This window comes from Belnapia sp. AC561, assembly GCF_979252845.1.
In genome coordinates this window covers 72,722-87,571 of the sequence record NZ_CEEDBP010000018.1, presented here as the reverse complement: position 1 = coordinate 87,571, position 14,850 = coordinate 72,722, and the positions used below count along the sequence as shown (strand labels likewise).

The 14,850-nt window shown below is 71.4% G+C and carries 18 protein-coding genes; 11 read left to right on the top strand and 7 right to left on the bottom strand.

All coding sequences use genetic code 11. The features are described 5' to 3' along the window. Nucleotides 1-55: 55 nt before the first annotated feature. Nucleotides 56-934, top strand: a complete 879-nt coding sequence (locus AC0IW9_RS16185) for an NAD(P)-dependent oxidoreductase (protein ID WP_471649307.1) — start codon at nt 56-58, stop codon at nt 932-934. Here AC0IW9_RS16185 and AC0IW9_RS16180 read toward each other — a convergent pair. Continuing rightward, on the bottom strand, nt 931-1,116 hold the full coding sequence (locus AC0IW9_RS16180; protein WP_471649306.1) for a DUF4169 family protein: 186 nt from the start codon (nt 1,114-1,116) through the stop codon (nt 931-933). The genes AC0IW9_RS16185 and AC0IW9_RS16180 overlap by 4 nt on opposite strands. Nucleotides 1,117-1,166: 50 nt before the next feature. Between AC0IW9_RS16180 and AC0IW9_RS16175 the strand changes: the two genes are divergently transcribed. The 5 genes from AC0IW9_RS16175 (at nt 1,167) to AC0IW9_RS16155 (ending at nt 5,051) form a co-directional block, all read left to right on the top strand. Further along, nucleotides 1,167-1,826: a dienelactone hydrolase family protein gene (locus AC0IW9_RS16175; protein WP_471649335.1), complete on the top strand. Its 660-nt coding sequence runs from the start codon at nt 1,167-1,169 to the stop codon at nt 1,824-1,826. A gap of 115 nt (nt 1,827-1,941) precedes the next feature. Further along, nucleotides 1,942-2,934, top strand: coding sequence for a TRAP transporter substrate-binding protein (locus tag AC0IW9_RS16170; protein WP_471649305.1), 993 nt, complete (start codon nt 1,942-1,944; stop codon nt 2,932-2,934). Between the two features lie 60 nt (nt 2,935-2,994). Next, a complete protein-coding gene (locus AC0IW9_RS16165; RefSeq protein ID WP_471649304.1) occupies nt 2,995-3,504 on the top strand; it encodes a TRAP transporter small permease in 510 nt (169 codons plus the stop codon). Further along, nucleotides 3,504-4,823 (top strand): TRAP transporter large permease, encoded by a 1,320-nt coding sequence (locus tag AC0IW9_RS16160; protein WP_471649303.1) that lies wholly within the window; start codon nt 3,504-3,506, stop codon nt 4,821-4,823. The genes AC0IW9_RS16165 and AC0IW9_RS16160 overlap by 1 nt, the downstream gene beginning before the upstream one ends. A gap of 72 nt (nt 4,824-4,895) precedes the next feature. Then, nucleotides 4,896-5,051, top strand: a complete 156-nt coding sequence (locus AC0IW9_RS16155) for a DUF3309 family protein (RefSeq protein WP_471649302.1) — start codon at nt 4,896-4,898, stop codon at nt 5,049-5,051. Between the two features lie 34 nt (nt 5,052-5,085). Here the strand turns inward: AC0IW9_RS16155 and AC0IW9_RS16150 are convergent, their stop codons facing one another. From AC0IW9_RS16150 to AC0IW9_RS16140, 3 genes are read right to left on the bottom strand one after another with little or no spacing between them, the layout of a single operon-like run. After that, nucleotides 5,086-5,997 (bottom strand): 3-hydroxyacyl-CoA dehydrogenase NAD-binding domain-containing protein, encoded by a 912-nt coding sequence (locus tag AC0IW9_RS16150; RefSeq protein WP_471649301.1) that lies wholly within the window; start codon nt 5,995-5,997, stop codon nt 5,086-5,088. A gap of 4 nt (nt 5,998-6,001) precedes the next feature. Then, nucleotides 6,002-6,379 (bottom strand): rhodanese-like domain-containing protein, encoded by a 378-nt coding sequence (locus AC0IW9_RS16145; RefSeq protein WP_471649300.1) that lies wholly within the window; start codon nt 6,377-6,379, stop codon nt 6,002-6,004. A gap of 31 nt (nt 6,380-6,410) precedes the next feature. Next, nucleotides 6,411-6,809 carry an MAPEG family protein gene (locus AC0IW9_RS16140; protein WP_471649299.1) on the bottom strand — a complete coding sequence of 133 codons (399 nt, stop codon included), beginning with the start codon at nt 6,807-6,809 and terminating at the stop codon, nt 6,411-6,413. 59 nt (nt 6,810-6,868) lie between these two features. On the opposite strand from AC0IW9_RS16140, the gene hemW reads away from it, so the two are divergent. Then, nucleotides 6,869-8,029, top strand: coding sequence for a radical SAM family heme chaperone HemW (gene hemW / locus AC0IW9_RS16135; protein WP_471649298.1), 1,161 nt, complete (start codon nt 6,869-6,871; stop codon nt 8,027-8,029). Here the strand turns inward: hemW and AC0IW9_RS16130 are convergent. Together AC0IW9_RS16130 and rsmI are read right to left on the bottom strand one after the other, a co-directional pair. Then, entirely contained in the window at nt 8,026-8,883 is an 858-nt protein-coding gene (locus tag AC0IW9_RS16130; protein WP_471649297.1) for a hypothetical protein, read from the bottom strand. The two genes, hemW and AC0IW9_RS16130, sit on opposite strands and share 4 nt — an antisense overlap. Continuing rightward, a complete protein-coding gene (rsmI, locus tag AC0IW9_RS16125) occupies nt 8,873-9,787 on the bottom strand; it encodes a 16S rRNA (cytidine(1402)-2'-O)-methyltransferase (RefSeq protein ID WP_471649296.1) in 915 nt (304 codons plus the stop codon). The genes AC0IW9_RS16130 and rsmI overlap by 11 nt, the downstream gene beginning before the upstream one ends. 89 nt (nt 9,788-9,876) lie before the next feature. Between rsmI and AC0IW9_RS16120 the strand changes: the two genes are divergently transcribed. From AC0IW9_RS16120 to AC0IW9_RS16105, 4 genes are all read left to right on the top strand, one after another. Further along, nucleotides 9,877-10,998, top strand: a complete 1,122-nt coding sequence (locus AC0IW9_RS16120) for an ABC transporter substrate-binding protein (RefSeq protein ID WP_471649295.1) — start codon at nt 9,877-9,879, stop codon at nt 10,996-10,998. Between the two features lie 5 nt (nt 10,999-11,003). Further along, nucleotides 11,004-12,419, top strand: a complete 1,416-nt coding sequence (locus AC0IW9_RS16115; RefSeq protein ID WP_471649294.1) for an ATP-binding protein — start codon at nt 11,004-11,006, stop codon at nt 12,417-12,419. A 262-nt stretch (nt 12,420-12,681) separates the two neighbouring features. Further along, nucleotides 12,682-13,350, top strand: coding sequence for a Crp/Fnr family transcriptional regulator (locus AC0IW9_RS16110; RefSeq protein ID WP_471649293.1), 669 nt, complete (start codon nt 12,682-12,684; stop codon nt 13,348-13,350). Nucleotides 13,351-13,445: 95 nt separating this feature from the next. Beyond that, entirely contained in the window at nt 13,446-13,835 is a 390-nt protein-coding gene (locus AC0IW9_RS16105; RefSeq protein WP_471649292.1) for a response regulator, read from the top strand. 33 nt (nt 13,836-13,868) lie between these two features. Here AC0IW9_RS16105 and AC0IW9_RS16100 read toward each other — a convergent pair whose 3' ends face one another. Continuing rightward, a complete protein-coding gene (locus AC0IW9_RS16100; RefSeq protein WP_471649291.1) occupies nt 13,869-14,822 on the bottom strand; it encodes a tripartite tricarboxylate transporter substrate binding protein in 954 nt (317 codons plus the stop codon). Nucleotides 14,823-14,850 lie beyond the last annotated feature (28 nt).

Here is a 14,850-nt window from a genome sequence, read left to right as displayed (position 1 = left end):
CCGGCCGCAGCGCGCCTAGGCTGGTCCCGGAAAGATCCAAGGGGAGAGGGCGGCCATGAAGCTCGGGTTCATCGGTCTCGGCAATATGGGCGGCCCGATGTGCCGCAACCTCATCAAGGGCGTGAACCATGAGGTCGTGGTCTATGACCTCAACCCCGAGGCCATCGCCGCCTGCACCGCGGTCGGCGGCACCGCCGGCACCGGGATCGCGGCGCTGGCGGCCGAGTGCGACGTCATCTTCACCTCCCTGCCGACGCCGAAGCATGTGGAGGCGGTGGCGGCGACCATCGGCGCCCATGCCAGGTCCGGCACCGCGTTGATCGACCTCAGCACCAATGCCCCGGCGGTGGTGCGGCGGCTGGCGGAGGAACTGGCGGCCAAGGGCATCGGCTTCCTCGACAGCCCGGTCACCGGCGGCGTCATCCGGGCGACCGACGGCACCATCGTCGTCATGGTGGGCGGCGAGGCGGCCACGGTGGAAGCCAACCGGGGCCTGCTCGCGTCCTTCAGCAGCCAGGTGGTGCATGTCGGGCCGGTCGGCTCCGGCTCGGTCGCCAAGCTGGTCAACAACATGCTCGCCCTCTGCAACATGGCGATCGCGGCGGAGGGGCTGATGCTCGGCGCCCTGGCGGGGATCGACATGGGTATCCTGGCCGGCATCATCCAGAATGGCTCAGGCGACAGCGCGGCCTTCCGCGGCATGGCGAACCGGGCGCTGAAGGGCAATTTCACCGCCAGCTTCGCGCTCGACCTCGCCTACAAGGATGTCGGCCTGGCGGTCGACCTGGCGGCCGAGCATGGGCTGCCCGGGCTGATGGCGCCGGAGGCGCTGAACCTGATGCGGATGGGACGGGCGATGGGCCTCGGCGGGCAGGATTCGACCTCGGTCCTGCAGGTCTATGAGAAGATCATGGGCCAGGAGGCCCGCAGCTAGTCCTTCGTGGGCGGGCGCTTCGCCCCATCCAGCAAGGCCTGCCGCCGGGCTTCGGCCCGGCGGTCGTTGGCCTTCTCGGCCGCGGTCCGGCCGTGCTTCGCCCGGTTGGCCGCCGCCTCGGCCGTGGCGGCGACGCGGGCCTGCTGCTTCTTCACGCGGTTCAGGTTGACGATTTCGCCCATAGCCGCAGCATAGCGCCCACACCCCAGAACGGGAGGAGATTTCCATGCCCATGATCGAACTCACCGCCGCCGATGGCCATACCTTCGCCGCCTATAGCGCCGGCCCGGCCGATGCGAAGCGCGCCCTGGTCGTCGTCCAGGAGATCTTCGGGGTGAACCGGCACATGCGCCGGATCTGCGACGATTTCGCCAAGGAAGGCTACGCCGTCATCGCCCCGGCACTGTTCGACCGGACCGAGCGCGGCGTCGAGCTGGGCTATGCCGCCGCGGACGTGGCGCGCGGCCGCGACCTCCGTGGCACCATCGATGCCGGCAAGACCGTGCTGGATGTGCTGGCCGCCGCCGCCGCCCTGCCCAAGGCGGCGAAGCGCGGCATCGTCGGCTATTGCTGGGGCGGCACCGTCGCCTGGCATGGCGCGACCCGCACCAGCGCCTTCGCCGCGGCCTGCGGCTGGTACGGCGGCGGCATCGTCGCCGCCAAGGACGAGGAGGCACGCTGCCCGGTGCAGCTCCACTTCGGCGAGACCGATGCCTCCATCCCCATGGCCGATGTGGAGGCGATCCGCGCCGCCCAGCCCGGGGTCGAGATCTTCGTCTACCAGGGCGCCGGCCATGGCTTCGGCTGCGAGGAGCGCGGCAGCTACGTTGCCGCCGATGCGGCCAAGGCACAGGAGCGGACCCTGGCCTTCTTCGCCCGGCATCTCGGCTGACGCACAAGAAACGGGAACCGGCGTAACCAGCCGGTTCCCAACCGTCATGGTCTGAGGGTAATCTCGCGGACAGAGCCGGCGCGAAGCCGGCCGTGATGTCCAAGGGAGTTATCCGATGTACCGCAGGGCCCTGCTCGGCGGCGTGCTCGCCACGCCCGCCATCCTGTCCATCCCCGTGCGTGCCCAGGGCACCATCACGCTGAACGGCGCCTCCCAATTCGGCGACGAGCACCCCTATACCAAGGCGCTGGTCCGCTTCGAGGAGCTGGTGAAGCAGTACTACGGCAAGCCGGTCAACTTCGTGCTGCACAAGAACTCGTCACTCGGCCTGGAGAAGCAGTACTTCGAGTACATGGCGCAGGGCCGGGCGGTGGACTATGCCGTGGTTTCGCCGGCGCATATGTCCACCTTCTCCAAGGCGGCGCCCTTCGTCGACGCGCCCTTCATCTTCCGCGACCTGGCGCACTGGAACGCGGTGCTGGACCAGGACATGTTCAAGCCGGTGGCCGACGAGGTCGAGCGCCGCGCCAAGGTGGCGATGATCGGCTACGGCGGCGGCGGCGTGCGCAACATCTTCTTCAACAAGAAGGTGTCCAACCTGGCCGAGCTGAAGGGCCTCAAGGTCCGGGTCCAGGGCGCGCCGATCTGGTCCCGCACCTTCGCCGCCATCGGCATGTCGCCCACCGTCATCGCCTACAACGAGATCTACAACGCCATCCAGAACAACGTCATCGATGGCGGCGAGAACGAGGCGGCCGGCGTCGAGCAGATGCGCTTCTTCGAGGTGGCGCCGCAGCTTTCGATGACCCAGCACGCCATCACCATCCGCCCGCTGTGCTTCGCGACCCAGACCCTGGCGAAGCTGCCGAACGACCTGCAGGCGGCGATCAAGCGGGCCGGCAAGGAGGCCGCGGCCTTCCACCGCGAAGCGGAGTCCAGCGCCGACGGCCAGATCATCGAGGCCCTGGCCAAGTCCGGCAAGCTGCACAAGGTCGAGTTCACCCAGCGCGCCGAGATGAAGCGGCTGGTGGACCCGGTCATGGCCGCCTATGCGCGGGAGATCGATGCCGAGAGCATCCTCAACCGCATCAACGCGCTGACCGCCTAGTCGCGGAACGGGCGCCGCGTACTGCGCGCGGCGCCCGGCCTCCCCCAGTCAGGATTCCTCATGACGACATCCTCCCCCGGGGCGCCGGCCGCGCTCCGCCGCGTCAATTTCGTGCTCGGCCGCGGTATTGCATTCCTTCTCATCGTCAGCGTCGCGATCATCATCATCCCGGTCACGCTGCAGATCTTCTCCCGCTACACCAGCTTCATCCCGGCCTATATCTGGACCGAGGAACTGGCCCGCTTCTGCCTGGTCTATGCGGTCATGCTCGGCGCCATGCTGGCGGTGCGGGAGGGCACGCATTTCGTCGTCGATGTCTTCCCCCGGCTGACCCCGCGGGGCGAGGCGAAGCTCGAACTGCTCTCCGGCAGCTTCGTCGTGATCTTCGCCTGCGTCTTCATCTGGTGGGGCTGGGAGTTCACCGAATTCGCCATCTACCGCATCAGCGAGCTGGCCGAGCTGCCGCTCTGGACCATCCACATGGCCTGGCCGATCGCCGGCGTGGTCTGGCTGCTGTTCCAGACCGAACGCATGCTGAATGCGGTCGCCGTGCTGCGGGGTAACGCGTGATGGGTGGCAATGTCCTCGGCGCGGGCACCGCGGCGCAGATCCTCTTCGGTATCTTCTTCCTGCTGCTGGTGCTGCGCGTGCCCGTCGCCGTCTCGCTCGGCCTCGCCTGCCTGCCCATCCTGCTGATCGAGCCGCGGCTGAGCCCGATGATGCTCGCGCAGGAAACCTTCAATGCCTACAACTCCTTCATCCTGCTGGCGGTGCCCTTCTTCCTGCTGACCGCAAACCTGATGAACATCGGCGGCATCACCGACCGGCTGATGAACTTCTCCCGCTCGCTCGTCGGGCATTTCCCCGGTGGCCTCGCCCAGATCAACGTGGTGCTGTCCTTCTTCTTCGCCGGCATCTCGGGCAGCAGCACGGCGGATGCGGCGTCGCAGTCCAAGATCTTCATCGAGGCGCAGCGGAAGGAGGGCTACGACGACAGCTTCTCCGTCGCCATCACTGCCGTCTCCGCGGTGCTCGCGGTCATCATCCCGCCGTCCATCCTGATGATCGTCTGGGGCGGCGTGCTGACCGTCTCGATCGGCGCGCTGTTCCTGGCCGGCGTCATCCCCGGCGCGTTGATCGCCCTGGTGCAGATGGGCACCGTGCATGCCTATGCGAAGGCGCGCGGCTACCCGACCTATCCGCGGGCGACGCTGGCCGAGATCTTCGGCAGCTTCCTCGTCTCCATCCCGGCGCTGATGACGCCGCTGATCATCATCGGCGGCAAGATCTTCGGCTGGTTCACCGCGACCGAGTCCGCCTGCATCGCGGTGCTCTATGCCGGCTTCCTGTCCTTCGTGGTCTATTGCGAGATGGACTGGAAGGGGCTGGTCGCGGCGCTCGGCGATACCGGGCGGCTGGCCGGCGTCACCCTGTTCTGCGTCGGCACCGCCTCGGCCTTCGGCTGGCTGCTGGCCTTCTACCAGATCCCGGAATTCCTGCTCGCCGGGGTGAAGACCTGGGGGATGGGTCCGATCGGCGTCGGCTTCTTCATCGCCGGCGTCTTCCTGGTGGTCGGCTGCTTCCTGGATGCCATCCCGGCCATCATCATCGTCGGCGCCATCCTGCAGCCGCTGACCATGGGCGTCGGCATGGACCAGGTGCATTTCGCCATGATCGGCATCGTCAGCCTCGCCTTCGGGCTGGTGACGCCGCCCTATGGGCTGTGCCTGATGATCGCCTGCTCGGTGGCCGGGATGCGGATCGGCGATGCGCTGAAGGACACCATGATCATGCTGGCACCGATGTTCGCGGTGCTGGTGCTGATCATCGTCTTCCCGAGCATTGTGCTTTTCCTGCCGAACCTCATCTCCCCGGAATTCCTCCGGTGAATTCGGCGCAACCACGGCGCGAGGAACACGTTCGCCCTCCGCACCGGCACGCTGCCGGACGGAGGTCCTGCGATGAGTTCAACCGTTCTGCTGATTGTCCTGATTGTCGTGCTGCTCGGCGTGCTGCCGACCTGGCCGCATAGCCGGGGCTGGGGCTACTACCCCTCGGGCCTGATCGGCATCGTCGTGGTGGTGCTGCTGGTGATGGCGCTGACCGGAAGGCTCTAGCCCTCCGGTCCGCCTGGCGGCCTCGGGCTGGTGTTCAGCCCTTGGCCGCCAGCAGCCGTACCAGCGCCGCATCGCGTTCCGCGGCGAGTTCGGGGATGGGGCGGCCGCCGGTTGCCTCCGTCACCCCGGCAATGAGTTTCGCCTGCAGCTCCGGCGTCACCACCGGGTTGCCCAGGCTCTCCCACCAGCTCGTCACCGCCGGCATCAGGTGATGCATGAAGGCGGGATAGCCGCCCTCGCCGCCCGCCAGATGGAAGGTCGTGTGCGGCCCCATCAGCGCCCAGCGCAGGCCGGGCCCCTGGCTGATGGCGGCATCGACGTCGGCGACGCTGGCCACGCCCTCCGCCACCATGTGCACCGCTTCCCGCCAGAGCGCCGCCTGCAGCCGGTTCGCCAGGTGCCCCGGCACTTCCTTGTTCAGGGTGATCGGGTACTTGCCGATGGCGCGGTAGAAGGCGACCGCGGCCGCGACGGCCGCCGGGCTCGCCGTCGTGCCGCCCACCACCTCGACCAGCGGGATCAGGTGCGGCGGGTTGAAGGGATGGCCGATGACCACCCGCCCCGGATGGGTGCAGCCCTCCGACAGCCGGCTGACCAGCAGGCCGGAGGAGGAGCAGAGGATCAGCACGTCCTCCGGCAGCGCCGCGCTGATGGCGCGCAGCAGGGGCTGCTTCACCTCGTAGCGTTCCGGCGCGCTTTCCTGCACCAGATCGCAGCCGGCCACCGCCTTGACCGGGTCCGGCTCGAAGGACCAGCGGCCGGGGTCGGCCTCCGGCGTGGCGCCCTGGATCGGCCAGGCGCCCTCGATCATGCGGCGGATCAGCGCGGGGGCATCGGGGGAGGGGTCGCTGGCGACCACCTCCAGCCCGCGGCTGAGGAACCAGGCCGCCCAGCTCGCGCCGATGGTCCCGGCGCCGATGACCGCGACCTTGCGGACGGGACGCATGGGCTCAGCCCTTCTCAACCGGCCCGCCGCCCTCGACCCAATCCTTGAAGCCGCCGAGGTTGCGCACATCCGGGTAGCCGAGGTCCTGCATCATCTTCCCCGCCAGCGCGGCGCGGCCGCCCGAGGCGCAGTAGGTGATGACCGTCGGCTTGCCCAGCGCCGGGTTGCGCGCCGGGCTTTCCGGATCGACGCGGAATTCGAGCAGCCCGCGCGGGATCGGCAGGGCGCCCGGCACCTTGCCGGAGGCGGTGATCTCGGCCGGCTCGCGCAGGTCGATGAAGACGGCCTTGCCCGAGGCCTGCAGCGCCTGGGCCTCGGCGGCGCTGATCCGCGGCACGCTGGCATTGGCGGCGGCCACCATATCCTTCACGGTCGTCGGCATGGGCTTTCCCTCCCTGGTTGGAGGCTGGAGGCTAGCCCAGGATGCGCGGGGCGGCGAGCGCCAGCAGCGCGAGGCTGGCCAGCAGCACCACGCTCAGCGTCAGCACCGCGCCGAGGCCGCGCAGGGCGGCGACGTCCGGCTCCCGGCTGATGCCGATGCCATGGCCGATGCGGGCCAGCACCAGCACCGCGCCCAAGGCATGCAGCGCCCAGGCGGCCAGCCCCAGCCCCTCGGCCAGCGCCAGCAGCACCAGGGCCAGGGGGACGAATTCGCTGAAATTGGCATGCGCCCGCACCGCCCGTTCCAGCATCCGGTCGCCGCCGGTGCCGAGCAGCACCTTGCTGCGCATCCGCGCCCGGACCACCCCCAGCGTCAGGCCGGCGAAAACCAGGCCGCAGAGGGCGGCATAGAAGGCGGTGATGGGCAGCATGGGACGGAGTTCCGGCTCGGGTTCGACAGGCGGCCCCGGCGGGGCCATATCCCGCATCTATGGAACCCATCGCGCTTTACATCCACTGGCCGTTCTGCGCCGCGAAATGCCCCTATTGCGACTTCAACAGCCATGTCCGCGACAGCATCGACCAGGTTCGCTGGCGCGAGGGGCTGCGGCGGGAGCTGGCGCATGAGGCGGCGCGGGCCAACCGCCATGGCCGCCGGCCGCTGGCCAGCATCTTCTTCGGCGGCGGCACCCCGAGCCTGATGGACCCATCGACCGCCGCCGCGCTGATCGCCGATGCAAGGGCGCTGTTCGATGCGCCGGCCGACCTCGAGGTGACGCTGGAGGCCAACCCGACCAGCGTGGAGGCGGCGCGCCTCGGCGAAATCCGCGATGCCGGCGTCAACCGCCTCTCGCTCGGCATCCAGGCGCTGGATGGGGAGGCGCTGCGCTTCCTCGGTCGCCGGCACGACGCGGCGCAGGCGATGGCGGCGCTCGAGATCGGCCGCAGGCTGTTCCCGCGGCTGTCCTTCGACCTGATCTATGCCCGGCCGCACCAGCCCGAGGCGGCCTGGCGGGCGGAGTTGCGCCAGGCGCTGGCGCTGGCCGCCGACCACCTCTCGCTCTACCAGCTCACCATCGAGCCGGGGACGCGCTTCGCCACCGAATATGCCCGCGGCGCCTTCACCCTGCCGGATGCGGATGAGGCGGCGCGGCTGTACTGGGCGACGGTCGAGGAGGCGGCGCGCTTCGGCCTCGCCCCCTATGAGATCTCGAACTACGCCAAGCCGGGAGCCGAAAGCCGGCACAACCTGGTCTATTGGCGCTATGGCGACTACCTCGGCATCGGCCCCGGGGCGCATCAACGGTTGATGCTCGATGGCGCCCTGCTCGCCGGCCGCCGCCACCGGGCGCCGGAGGAATGGCTGACGCGGGTCGAACGCGACGGCCATGCCACGACGTCGGAGGAGAGCCTGAGCTCGCAGGACCGCGCCCGGGAGGCGCTGCTGATGGGGCTGCGGCTGACCGAGGGGATCGACCCGGCCCGCATCCAGGCGCGCAGCGGCCTGTCGCTGGCCGAGGCGCTGGACCCGGCCATGCTGCTGGCCTGCCTGGACGAAGGCTACCTGGAATGGAGCCCGGCCGGGCGGCTGCTGGCGACGGACGAGGGCCGGATGCGGCTGGACGCCATGCTGCCGGTGCTGCTGCGCTAGGCCCTGGGCTTCGCCTTCCGCTTCGGCTTCGCCGGCGGTGCTTCCTCGCCCGGCACCGCCTCCCGCAGCCAGTCCAGGGCCCCGGGCGCGGCCTGCCAGCCGGCGGCGCCGGTCTGCAGATAGACCACCGCCTCGCTGGCCTCGCCCGGCGTATAGAATTCCGGCTCCGCCGCCGGTGCCGCCACCCGGCCGAGCAGCAGCCCCGGCACATGCGGGTTGTTCGCCAGCGCCACCGCCAGCAGGGGCGCCGCGGCCGCCGCGCCGCCCTGGCGGAAGGCCAGCAGCAGGGCGCCGTAGTGCCAGGCGGCGCTGTCGTCCTCCTCATAGGCGCCATGCAGCGCCGCGGCTTCCGGCACCGCGCCGGCCTCCAGCAGCCAGTCCAGCAGGATGTAGCGGATCCCCTGGTTGTCGTTCGGGTTCAGCGCCAGGGTGCCGCGCAGGGTATCGATGGCCTCGGCCACCGCGCCTTGCCGGCGCAGCTCCAGCGCCAGTCCCTGGCGGGCGCGCATATAGGGGCGGGTCTCGATGATCTGCCAGAACTCGCCCTTCCATGCGGCCATGCGCCAGGGGCCGAAGCCGGCCTCCCCCACCGCCACCGCATGCCGCCAGAGCTGGAGGGCGAAGGCCGACCCGTCCGGCGCCTCGGCGGCCAGGATGCCCCAGGCATCGACGCTGAGCCCGCTGGTCTCCAGCGCCTTCCCGGCCAGCGTCAGCCGCTCGGGGCCCGTGGCCTCCATGGCGTCGAAGGCGATCATCTGGGCCTCGTTCACCGCATGGTCGATCTTGACCGTCGCCTGCTCGATCACCCGCAGCACCCGGCGTTCCGCCGCCGTGACCTTGGCCTTATCCACCATCCCCGCCTCCCATCTCCAGCGCCCGGCGATAGACCTGCTTGCGCGGCAGGCCCGTCGCGGTCGCCACCGCGGCGGCGGCGTCCCGCACGCTGAGTCCCGCCGCCAGCGCATCCCGCAGCGCCTGGTCGAGTTCGACCGCACCGGCGGCCTCCTCGGGCGCCGGGCCTATCACGATCGCGATCTCGCCGCGGGCCTGCTCGGCGGCGTAATGCGCGGCCAGCACCGCCAGGGTGCCGCGCCGGACCTCCTCGAAGCGCTTGGTCAGCTCCCGCGCCACCGCCGCCGGCCGGGCCGGGCCGAAGCCCTCGGCGAGCGCCGCCAGGGTTTCGGCCAGCCGGTGCGGCGCTTCGTAGAAGATCAGGCTGGCGGCCAGCCCGGCCCGTTCCACCGCCCGCAGCCGGGCGATCTCGGCCGTCCGCGCCCCTGCCTTCACCGGCAGGAAGCCGAGGAAGAGGAAGGGATGCGGCGGCAGCCCGGACAGGGTCAGCGCCATGACCGCGGCATTCGGCCCGGGCACCGCGCCCACCGGCAGCCCGGCCGCGATGGCCGCGCGCACCAGCCGATAGCCGGGGTCGGAGACCAGCGGCGTCCCGGCATCCGAAACCAGGGCGATTCTTTCGCCCGCCCGCAGGCGTTCCAGGATGCGTGGGGTCTGGTCATCCTCATTGTGCTCGTGCAGAGGAACCATGGTCACCGAAACACCATGCCGGGCCAGCATGGCGCCGGTTACCCTGGTATCCTCGCAGAGCACCACGGCGGCGCCCTGCATGGCCGCCAGCGCGCGGGGCGACAGGTCACCAAGGTTGCCGATCGGCGTTGCCACCAGGGTCAGACCGGTTGAGATGCCTGCCGGCAGGGTGCCGGCCGGCACCGGGTCAGGAGGATCGCTTGCCAAATCCGTCATGCGTTGCGCCGCCATCCTGTTCCACCGCCGGCCCCCGGCGTCACCCGAAGCGGCGGGTTGCGGTACGCCTGGGCCTGCTGGCCCTGCTCTTGCCCCTCGTCGCCTGTGCCACGCAAGCCCCGCCGCGCTACGCCACCCCGGCCTGGCCGGCGCCCGCCGCGGCGCCGCTGCCGGTCGAGCCGCCGCGCACCCGGGTCGGGCTGCTGCTGCCGCTCAGCGGGGCCAACCGCCCGCTCGGCCAGGCGATGCTCAATGCCGCCCAGCTCGCCTTGTTCGACCAGGCCGATCCGGGGATCGAATTCCTGCCCCGCGATACCGGCAGCACCCCGGCCGGCGCCGCCGAGGCGGCCCGGTCCGCCCTCGGCGAGGGGGCCCGGGCACTCGCCGGGCCGCTGACCCTGACCGAGACCGCCGCCGCGGCGGGCCCGGCCCGGGCCGCCCGCGCGCCGCTCATGGCCTTCACCTCGGATGCCGCCCAGGCGGGGAACGGCGTCTGGGTGCTCGGCACGACGCCGGCGGAACAGGCGGAGCGGCTGGCCAATGCCGCCGCCGCCCTCGGCGCCCGGCGCTTCGGGCTGATCGCGCCGGATGACGAGTTCGGCCGGCGCCTCGCCGCCGCGCTGCGCGCCCGGATGCCGGCGCTCGGCCTCGCCGCGCCGGTCGTCGTGCTGCATGCGCGGGCGGGCGACAGCGCCGCCGCCGCCCGCGACCTGGCGACGCAGGCAGGGCCGGAAGGGCTGGATGCGGTGCTGCTCGGCCTCGGCGGCGAGCGCGCCAAGGCGGCGGCCATCGCCCTGGCGACCGCGCTGCCGCAGCCGGCCCGGCTGATGGGCACCTCGCTCTGGGCGCAGGACCCGGTGGTGGCGCGCGAGCCGGCGCTGGCCGATGCCTGGTTCCCCGGCCCCGACCCGGCCACCCGCTCCGCCTTCGAGCAGCGCTACCAGTCCGCCTTCGGGGAGCGTCCGCCGCGCCTCGCCGGCGTCGCCTATGATGCCGCGGCGCTGGCCAGCCGGGCGGCGCGGGAGGGCGATGGCGCGATGGCGGGTCCGCTGGCGGGGACCGTCGGCCAGGCCATGCTCGGCGCCGACGGCCCGATCCGCCTGGCGCCGGAGGGCCTGGCCCAGCACGGCCTGGCGCTGTTCGCGCTGGATCCTTCCGGCGAGCCGCGGCTGGTGCAGCCGGCCCCGATCCCCGGCGCCGCCGGCAGCTGAGGGCCATGGCGTCGCCGCCGCTCGCCCGGCTGCTCGGCGCCGCCGGGCTGATCGGCGGCGTCCCGGTCCTGGTGCTGGGGGTGCTGCTGCTGGAAGGCGCGGTGGATCCGCTGCATGGGATCCTCGCCCTGGCCGTCTGCCTGCTCGCGGCCCTGGCCGTGGCGCGGCTCTGGATCGGCAACCTCGCCCGGCTGGCGGAGGCGCTGCGCCGCGCCGCCGAGGAGGACGGCCAGCTGGTGCCGCCCGATGGCACCCCGCTGCTGCCCGCGGTCGGCGAGATCGCCGAGGGCGTCGCCCGCCTCGCCCGCAGCCTGGCCGCCCAGGGGGAGCTGGTGGGCCGCCTGCGCCGGGCGGATGAGGCGATCGTGGAGCGGCTGCCCGATCCGCTGCTGGTGCTCTCGCCGGACCGTGCGCCGCTGCGCGCCAATGCCGCCGCCCGCGCCCTGTTCGGCAGCGGCGGCAACGGGGGCGCCGCCGGGCCGCCGCGCGACGGCGACGTCGCCGCCCTGCTGCGCCACCCGACCCTGGCCGCGGCGGTCGACAAGGCGCTGGCCGATGGCCGGCCGCAGACCGCCGACCTGGTGCTGCCGGTGCCGGTGATGCGGGAGATCGCCGCCCAGGTCATCCCGATGGAACCGGCGCTGGCCGATGGCGGCCGCATCGTCATCATGCTGTCGGACCGGTCGCGGGAGCGGGCGGTGGAGCGGATGCGGGCGGATTTCGTCGCCAATGCCAGCCATGAGCTGCGCACCCCGCTCGCCAGCCTGATCGGCTTCATCGAGACGCTGCGCGGCCCGGCCGAGGATGACGCGGTGGCGCGCAAGCGCTTCCTCGGCATCATGGCCGAGCAGTCGGAGCGGATGCGGCGGCTGATCGACGACCTGCTCGGCCTGTCCCGGATCGAGCTGACCGAGCACCAGCCACCGACCGGCACCGCGGATGTCGCCGCCATCGCCAAGGCCGAGGCGGAGGCGCTGGAGCCGCTGTTCCGCGGCCGCGGCGCCACCCTGGCGCTGGCGCTGGAGGAGGCCATGGCGGGGCCGGCCGATGGCGAGCAGCTCGCCCAGGTGATCCGCAACCTGCTGGAGAATGCCGTCCGCCATGGCCGCGAGGGCGGCGAGGTAAGGCTTGCGGTCGGACGCTGCACCGGCGGCCCCCGCCTGCCGAACCTTCGCCTGCCCAACCGGCCGGGCGTGCTGCTCTCCGTCACCGACGACGGCCCCGGCATCCCGCCCGAGCATATTCCCCGGCTGACCGAGCGTTTCTACCGGGTGGACCGCGGCCGTTCGCGCAGCGCCGGTGGCACCGGCCTCGGCCTTGCCATCGTCAAGCATATCGTAAACCGGCACCGCGGCCATCTGCTGATCGAGAGCGAGCCGGGCAGCGGGGCGACCTTCCGCGTCTGGCTGCCTGCCGCCTGACGACCCGCGGCGATGCCGGCGCAGGTTTATGTGCAGGGAAATCTGAACGATCCTCGAAACCGTACCGACAACATCGTTTCCGGCGCATAGCTGGAGGATCGCCGCGCGGAGCCGGCGCGGCGGCGGGAGATCGCAGTCTCTCGCCGGCTATCGTTGCGAGGTGTGATCATTGCCTGAAATTTCGTCGCCTGGCCCGCGCAATCGGCTTCTCGCCGGTCTGCCGCCGGAGGATTGGGCGCGGCTTGCGCCGCTGTTGCAGAGCGTGGAACTGCCGTTCCGCCAGATGGTGCAGATCCCCAACGAGGCCATCACCGCCGGCTATTTCATCGAAAGCGGATTCATTTCCATGGTCATCACGCTCGAGGATGGCGACGGCGCCGAGGTGGGGCTGGTCGGGCGCGAAGGCATGCTCGGCCTGCCGCTGGTCTATGGCACGGACCGGTCCGATATCGAGGGCATCGTGCAATGCCCCGGCACGGCGCTGCGGATCGAGGCGGGGGCCCTGCTGGAGGCTTGCGAATGGAGCCCGGCCCTGAGGCAGCGACTGCTGCGCTATGCCCTGGCGCATCATGAGCAGGTCGCCCATACCGCCGCCTGCAACGGCCGGCACCAGACCGAGCAGCGCCTCGCCCGCTGGCTGCTCATGGCGCATGATCGGGCCGACGAGGACCGGTTCCCGATCACCCATGAATTGCTGTCGATGATGCTGGGGCTGCGCCGCGCCGGCGTCAGCGTCGCCGCCGGCAGCCTGCAGCGGGCCGGCCTCATCCGCTACGACCGCGGGCAGATGGAGGTGACCGACCGGGCGGGGCTGGAACAGGCCGCCTGCGAATGCTTCGCTGCGGTCCGTTCGGAATACGAACGGTTGCTGGGGCAGGCGGAGAGCGACCCGGCAGACATCGTCCGCAAGCGTACAAACAAGGGCTGGTAGGAACCTTAGCGTCCCCGCTGCTGGACCACCCGCTGCTTGCAGCCCGGGTCAGGAGTGACGTCCGCGTGACATTGGTATTTTCCCGAAACAGCCACATGCCGCTGAACAACAGGCGAATACTGGTGGTCGAGGATGAGGCCATGGTCGCCCTGCTGGTCGAGGACGAGCTGATCGACCTGGGCGCCAAGGTGCTGGGGCCGGCTGCCTCGGTGGAGGATGCCCTGGCGCTGCTGACCGCTGCGGCGTCCGACGGGGGGCTGGATGCCGCCGTGCTCGACATGAATTTGGGCGGCGAAAGCGTGGCTCCGGTCGCCGATGCGCTGCTGCGGATCGGCGTGCCTTTCGTGCTGATGACCGGCTATGACGAAGGTCTGGGCGCGGGCCCGCATGAGGGGGTGCCGCGGCTGCAGAAGCCTTTCGTCCCCTGCGACCTGCTGGACCTGCTGGAAGGGCTGCTCCGGCCGGCGGCCCGCCTCGGGGCCTGACCGCCGCAGTCCCGACGCCTGCGGGGCGACTCCCTATTGCGGGACGATCCCGGCCTTCCGTGCCGCATCGCCCCATTTCTCCATCTCCGCCTGGCAGAAGCGGCGCATCTCCTCCGGCGAGGAGGTGACCACCTCGGCGCCGAGCACCTTGTGGCGGTCCATCACCTCCGGCCGGCGCACCGCGGCGACGCAATCGGCATTCAGCCTGGCCAGGATCTCGGCCGGGATGCCGGCCGGGCCGATGACCATGCCCCAGGTCGAGGCCTCGAAGCCCGGCAGGAAGGCCTCGCCGATGGTCGGCACCTCCGGCAGCTGCGGCGCCCGCTTCGCCCCCGTGGTCGCCAGCGCCTTCAGCGCGCCGGACTGGATATGCACCAGCGCCGCCGGGACGGTATCGAACATGATGTCGACGCGGCCGGCCATGAGATCCGGATGCGCCTGGGTGCTGCCGCGATAGGGCACGTAGGTGAGGTCGGTGCCGGTCTGCTGGCCGAACAGGACGGGGGCCAGCCGCACCACGCCGCCGGTGCCGGCGAAGGTGACGCCGGGATTCTTCTTCGCATGGGCGACCAGCTCGGCCGGGGTGCTGGCGGCGAAATTCTTCGCGGCACAGAGCACCAGCGGCGTCGAGGTGGTCTGCGTGATGAAGGAGAAGTCCTTCATGGTGTCGTAGGGCAGCTTGTAATAGGCGGCATTCACCGGATGCCCGACCGAGACCAGCCCCAGCACATGGCCATCCGGGGCGGACCGCGCCACGACCTCGGTGCCGATGACGCCATCGGCGCCGGCGCGGTTCTCGACCGGCACCGCCTGGCCCCAGGCGGCGGCCAGCGGGTCCGCCATCAGCCGCGCGGTGATGTCGGAGACGCCGCCCGGGGTATAGGGGACGACCATCCGGACGGGGCGGTTGGGGAAGGCCTGGGCCTTGGCGCGGGTGCCGAGCAGCAGCGCGGGCGCGGCCAGCGCAAGGCGGCGGGTGACGGTCATGGAGGTTTCTCCCGGGTGGTCTTGCCCG

Excerpts from the sequence above, each read along its gene's own strand:
- AC0IW9_RS16185 (WP_471649307.1), top strand. The coding sequence starts at position 56 with ATGAAGCTCGGGTTCATCGGTCTCGGCAATATGGGCGGCCCGATGTGC.
- AC0IW9_RS16180 (WP_471649306.1), bottom strand. The coding sequence starts at position 1,116 with ATGGGCGAAATCGTCAACCTGAACCGCGTGAAGAAGCAGCAGGCCCGC.
- AC0IW9_RS16175 (WP_471649335.1), top strand. The coding sequence starts at position 1,167 with ATGATCGAACTCACCGCCGCCGATGGCCATACCTTCGCCGCCTATAGC.
- AC0IW9_RS16170 (WP_471649305.1), top strand. The coding sequence starts at position 1,942 with ATGTACCGCAGGGCCCTGCTCGGCGGCGTGCTCGCCACGCCCGCCATC.
- AC0IW9_RS16165 (WP_471649304.1), top strand. The coding sequence starts at position 2,995 with ATGACGACATCCTCCCCCGGGGCGCCGGCCGCGCTCCGCCGCGTCAAT.
- AC0IW9_RS16160 (WP_471649303.1), top strand. The coding sequence starts at position 3,504 with ATGGGTGGCAATGTCCTCGGCGCGGGCACCGCGGCGCAGATCCTCTTC.
- AC0IW9_RS16155 (WP_471649302.1), top strand. The coding sequence starts at position 4,896 with ATGAGTTCAACCGTTCTGCTGATTGTCCTGATTGTCGTGCTGCTCGGC.
- AC0IW9_RS16150 (WP_471649301.1), bottom strand. The coding sequence starts at position 5,997 with ATGCGTCCCGTCCGCAAGGTCGCGGTCATCGGCGCCGGGACCATCGGC.
- AC0IW9_RS16145 (WP_471649300.1), bottom strand. The coding sequence starts at position 6,379 with ATGCCGACGACCGTGAAGGATATGGTGGCCGCCGCCAATGCCAGCGTG.
- AC0IW9_RS16140 (WP_471649299.1), bottom strand. The coding sequence starts at position 6,809 with ATGCTGCCCATCACCGCCTTCTATGCCGCCCTCTGCGGCCTGGTTTTC.
- hemW (WP_471649298.1), top strand. The coding sequence starts at position 6,869 with ATGGAACCCATCGCGCTTTACATCCACTGGCCGTTCTGCGCCGCGAAA.
- AC0IW9_RS16130 (WP_471649297.1), bottom strand. The coding sequence starts at position 8,883 with ATGGTGGATAAGGCCAAGGTCACGGCGGCGGAACGCCGGGTGCTGCGG.
- rsmI (WP_471649296.1), bottom strand. The coding sequence starts at position 9,787 with ATGACGGATTTGGCAAGCGATCCTCCTGACCCGGTGCCGGCCGGCACC.
- AC0IW9_RS16115 (WP_471649294.1), top strand. The coding sequence starts at position 11,004 with ATGGCGTCGCCGCCGCTCGCCCGGCTGCTCGGCGCCGCCGGGCTGATC.
- AC0IW9_RS16105 (WP_471649292.1), top strand. The coding sequence starts at position 13,446 with ATGCCGCTGAACAACAGGCGAATACTGGTGGTCGAGGATGAGGCCATG.
- AC0IW9_RS16100 (WP_471649291.1), bottom strand. The coding sequence starts at position 14,822 with ATGACCGTCACCCGCCGCCTTGCGCTGGCCGCGCCCGCGCTGCTGCTC.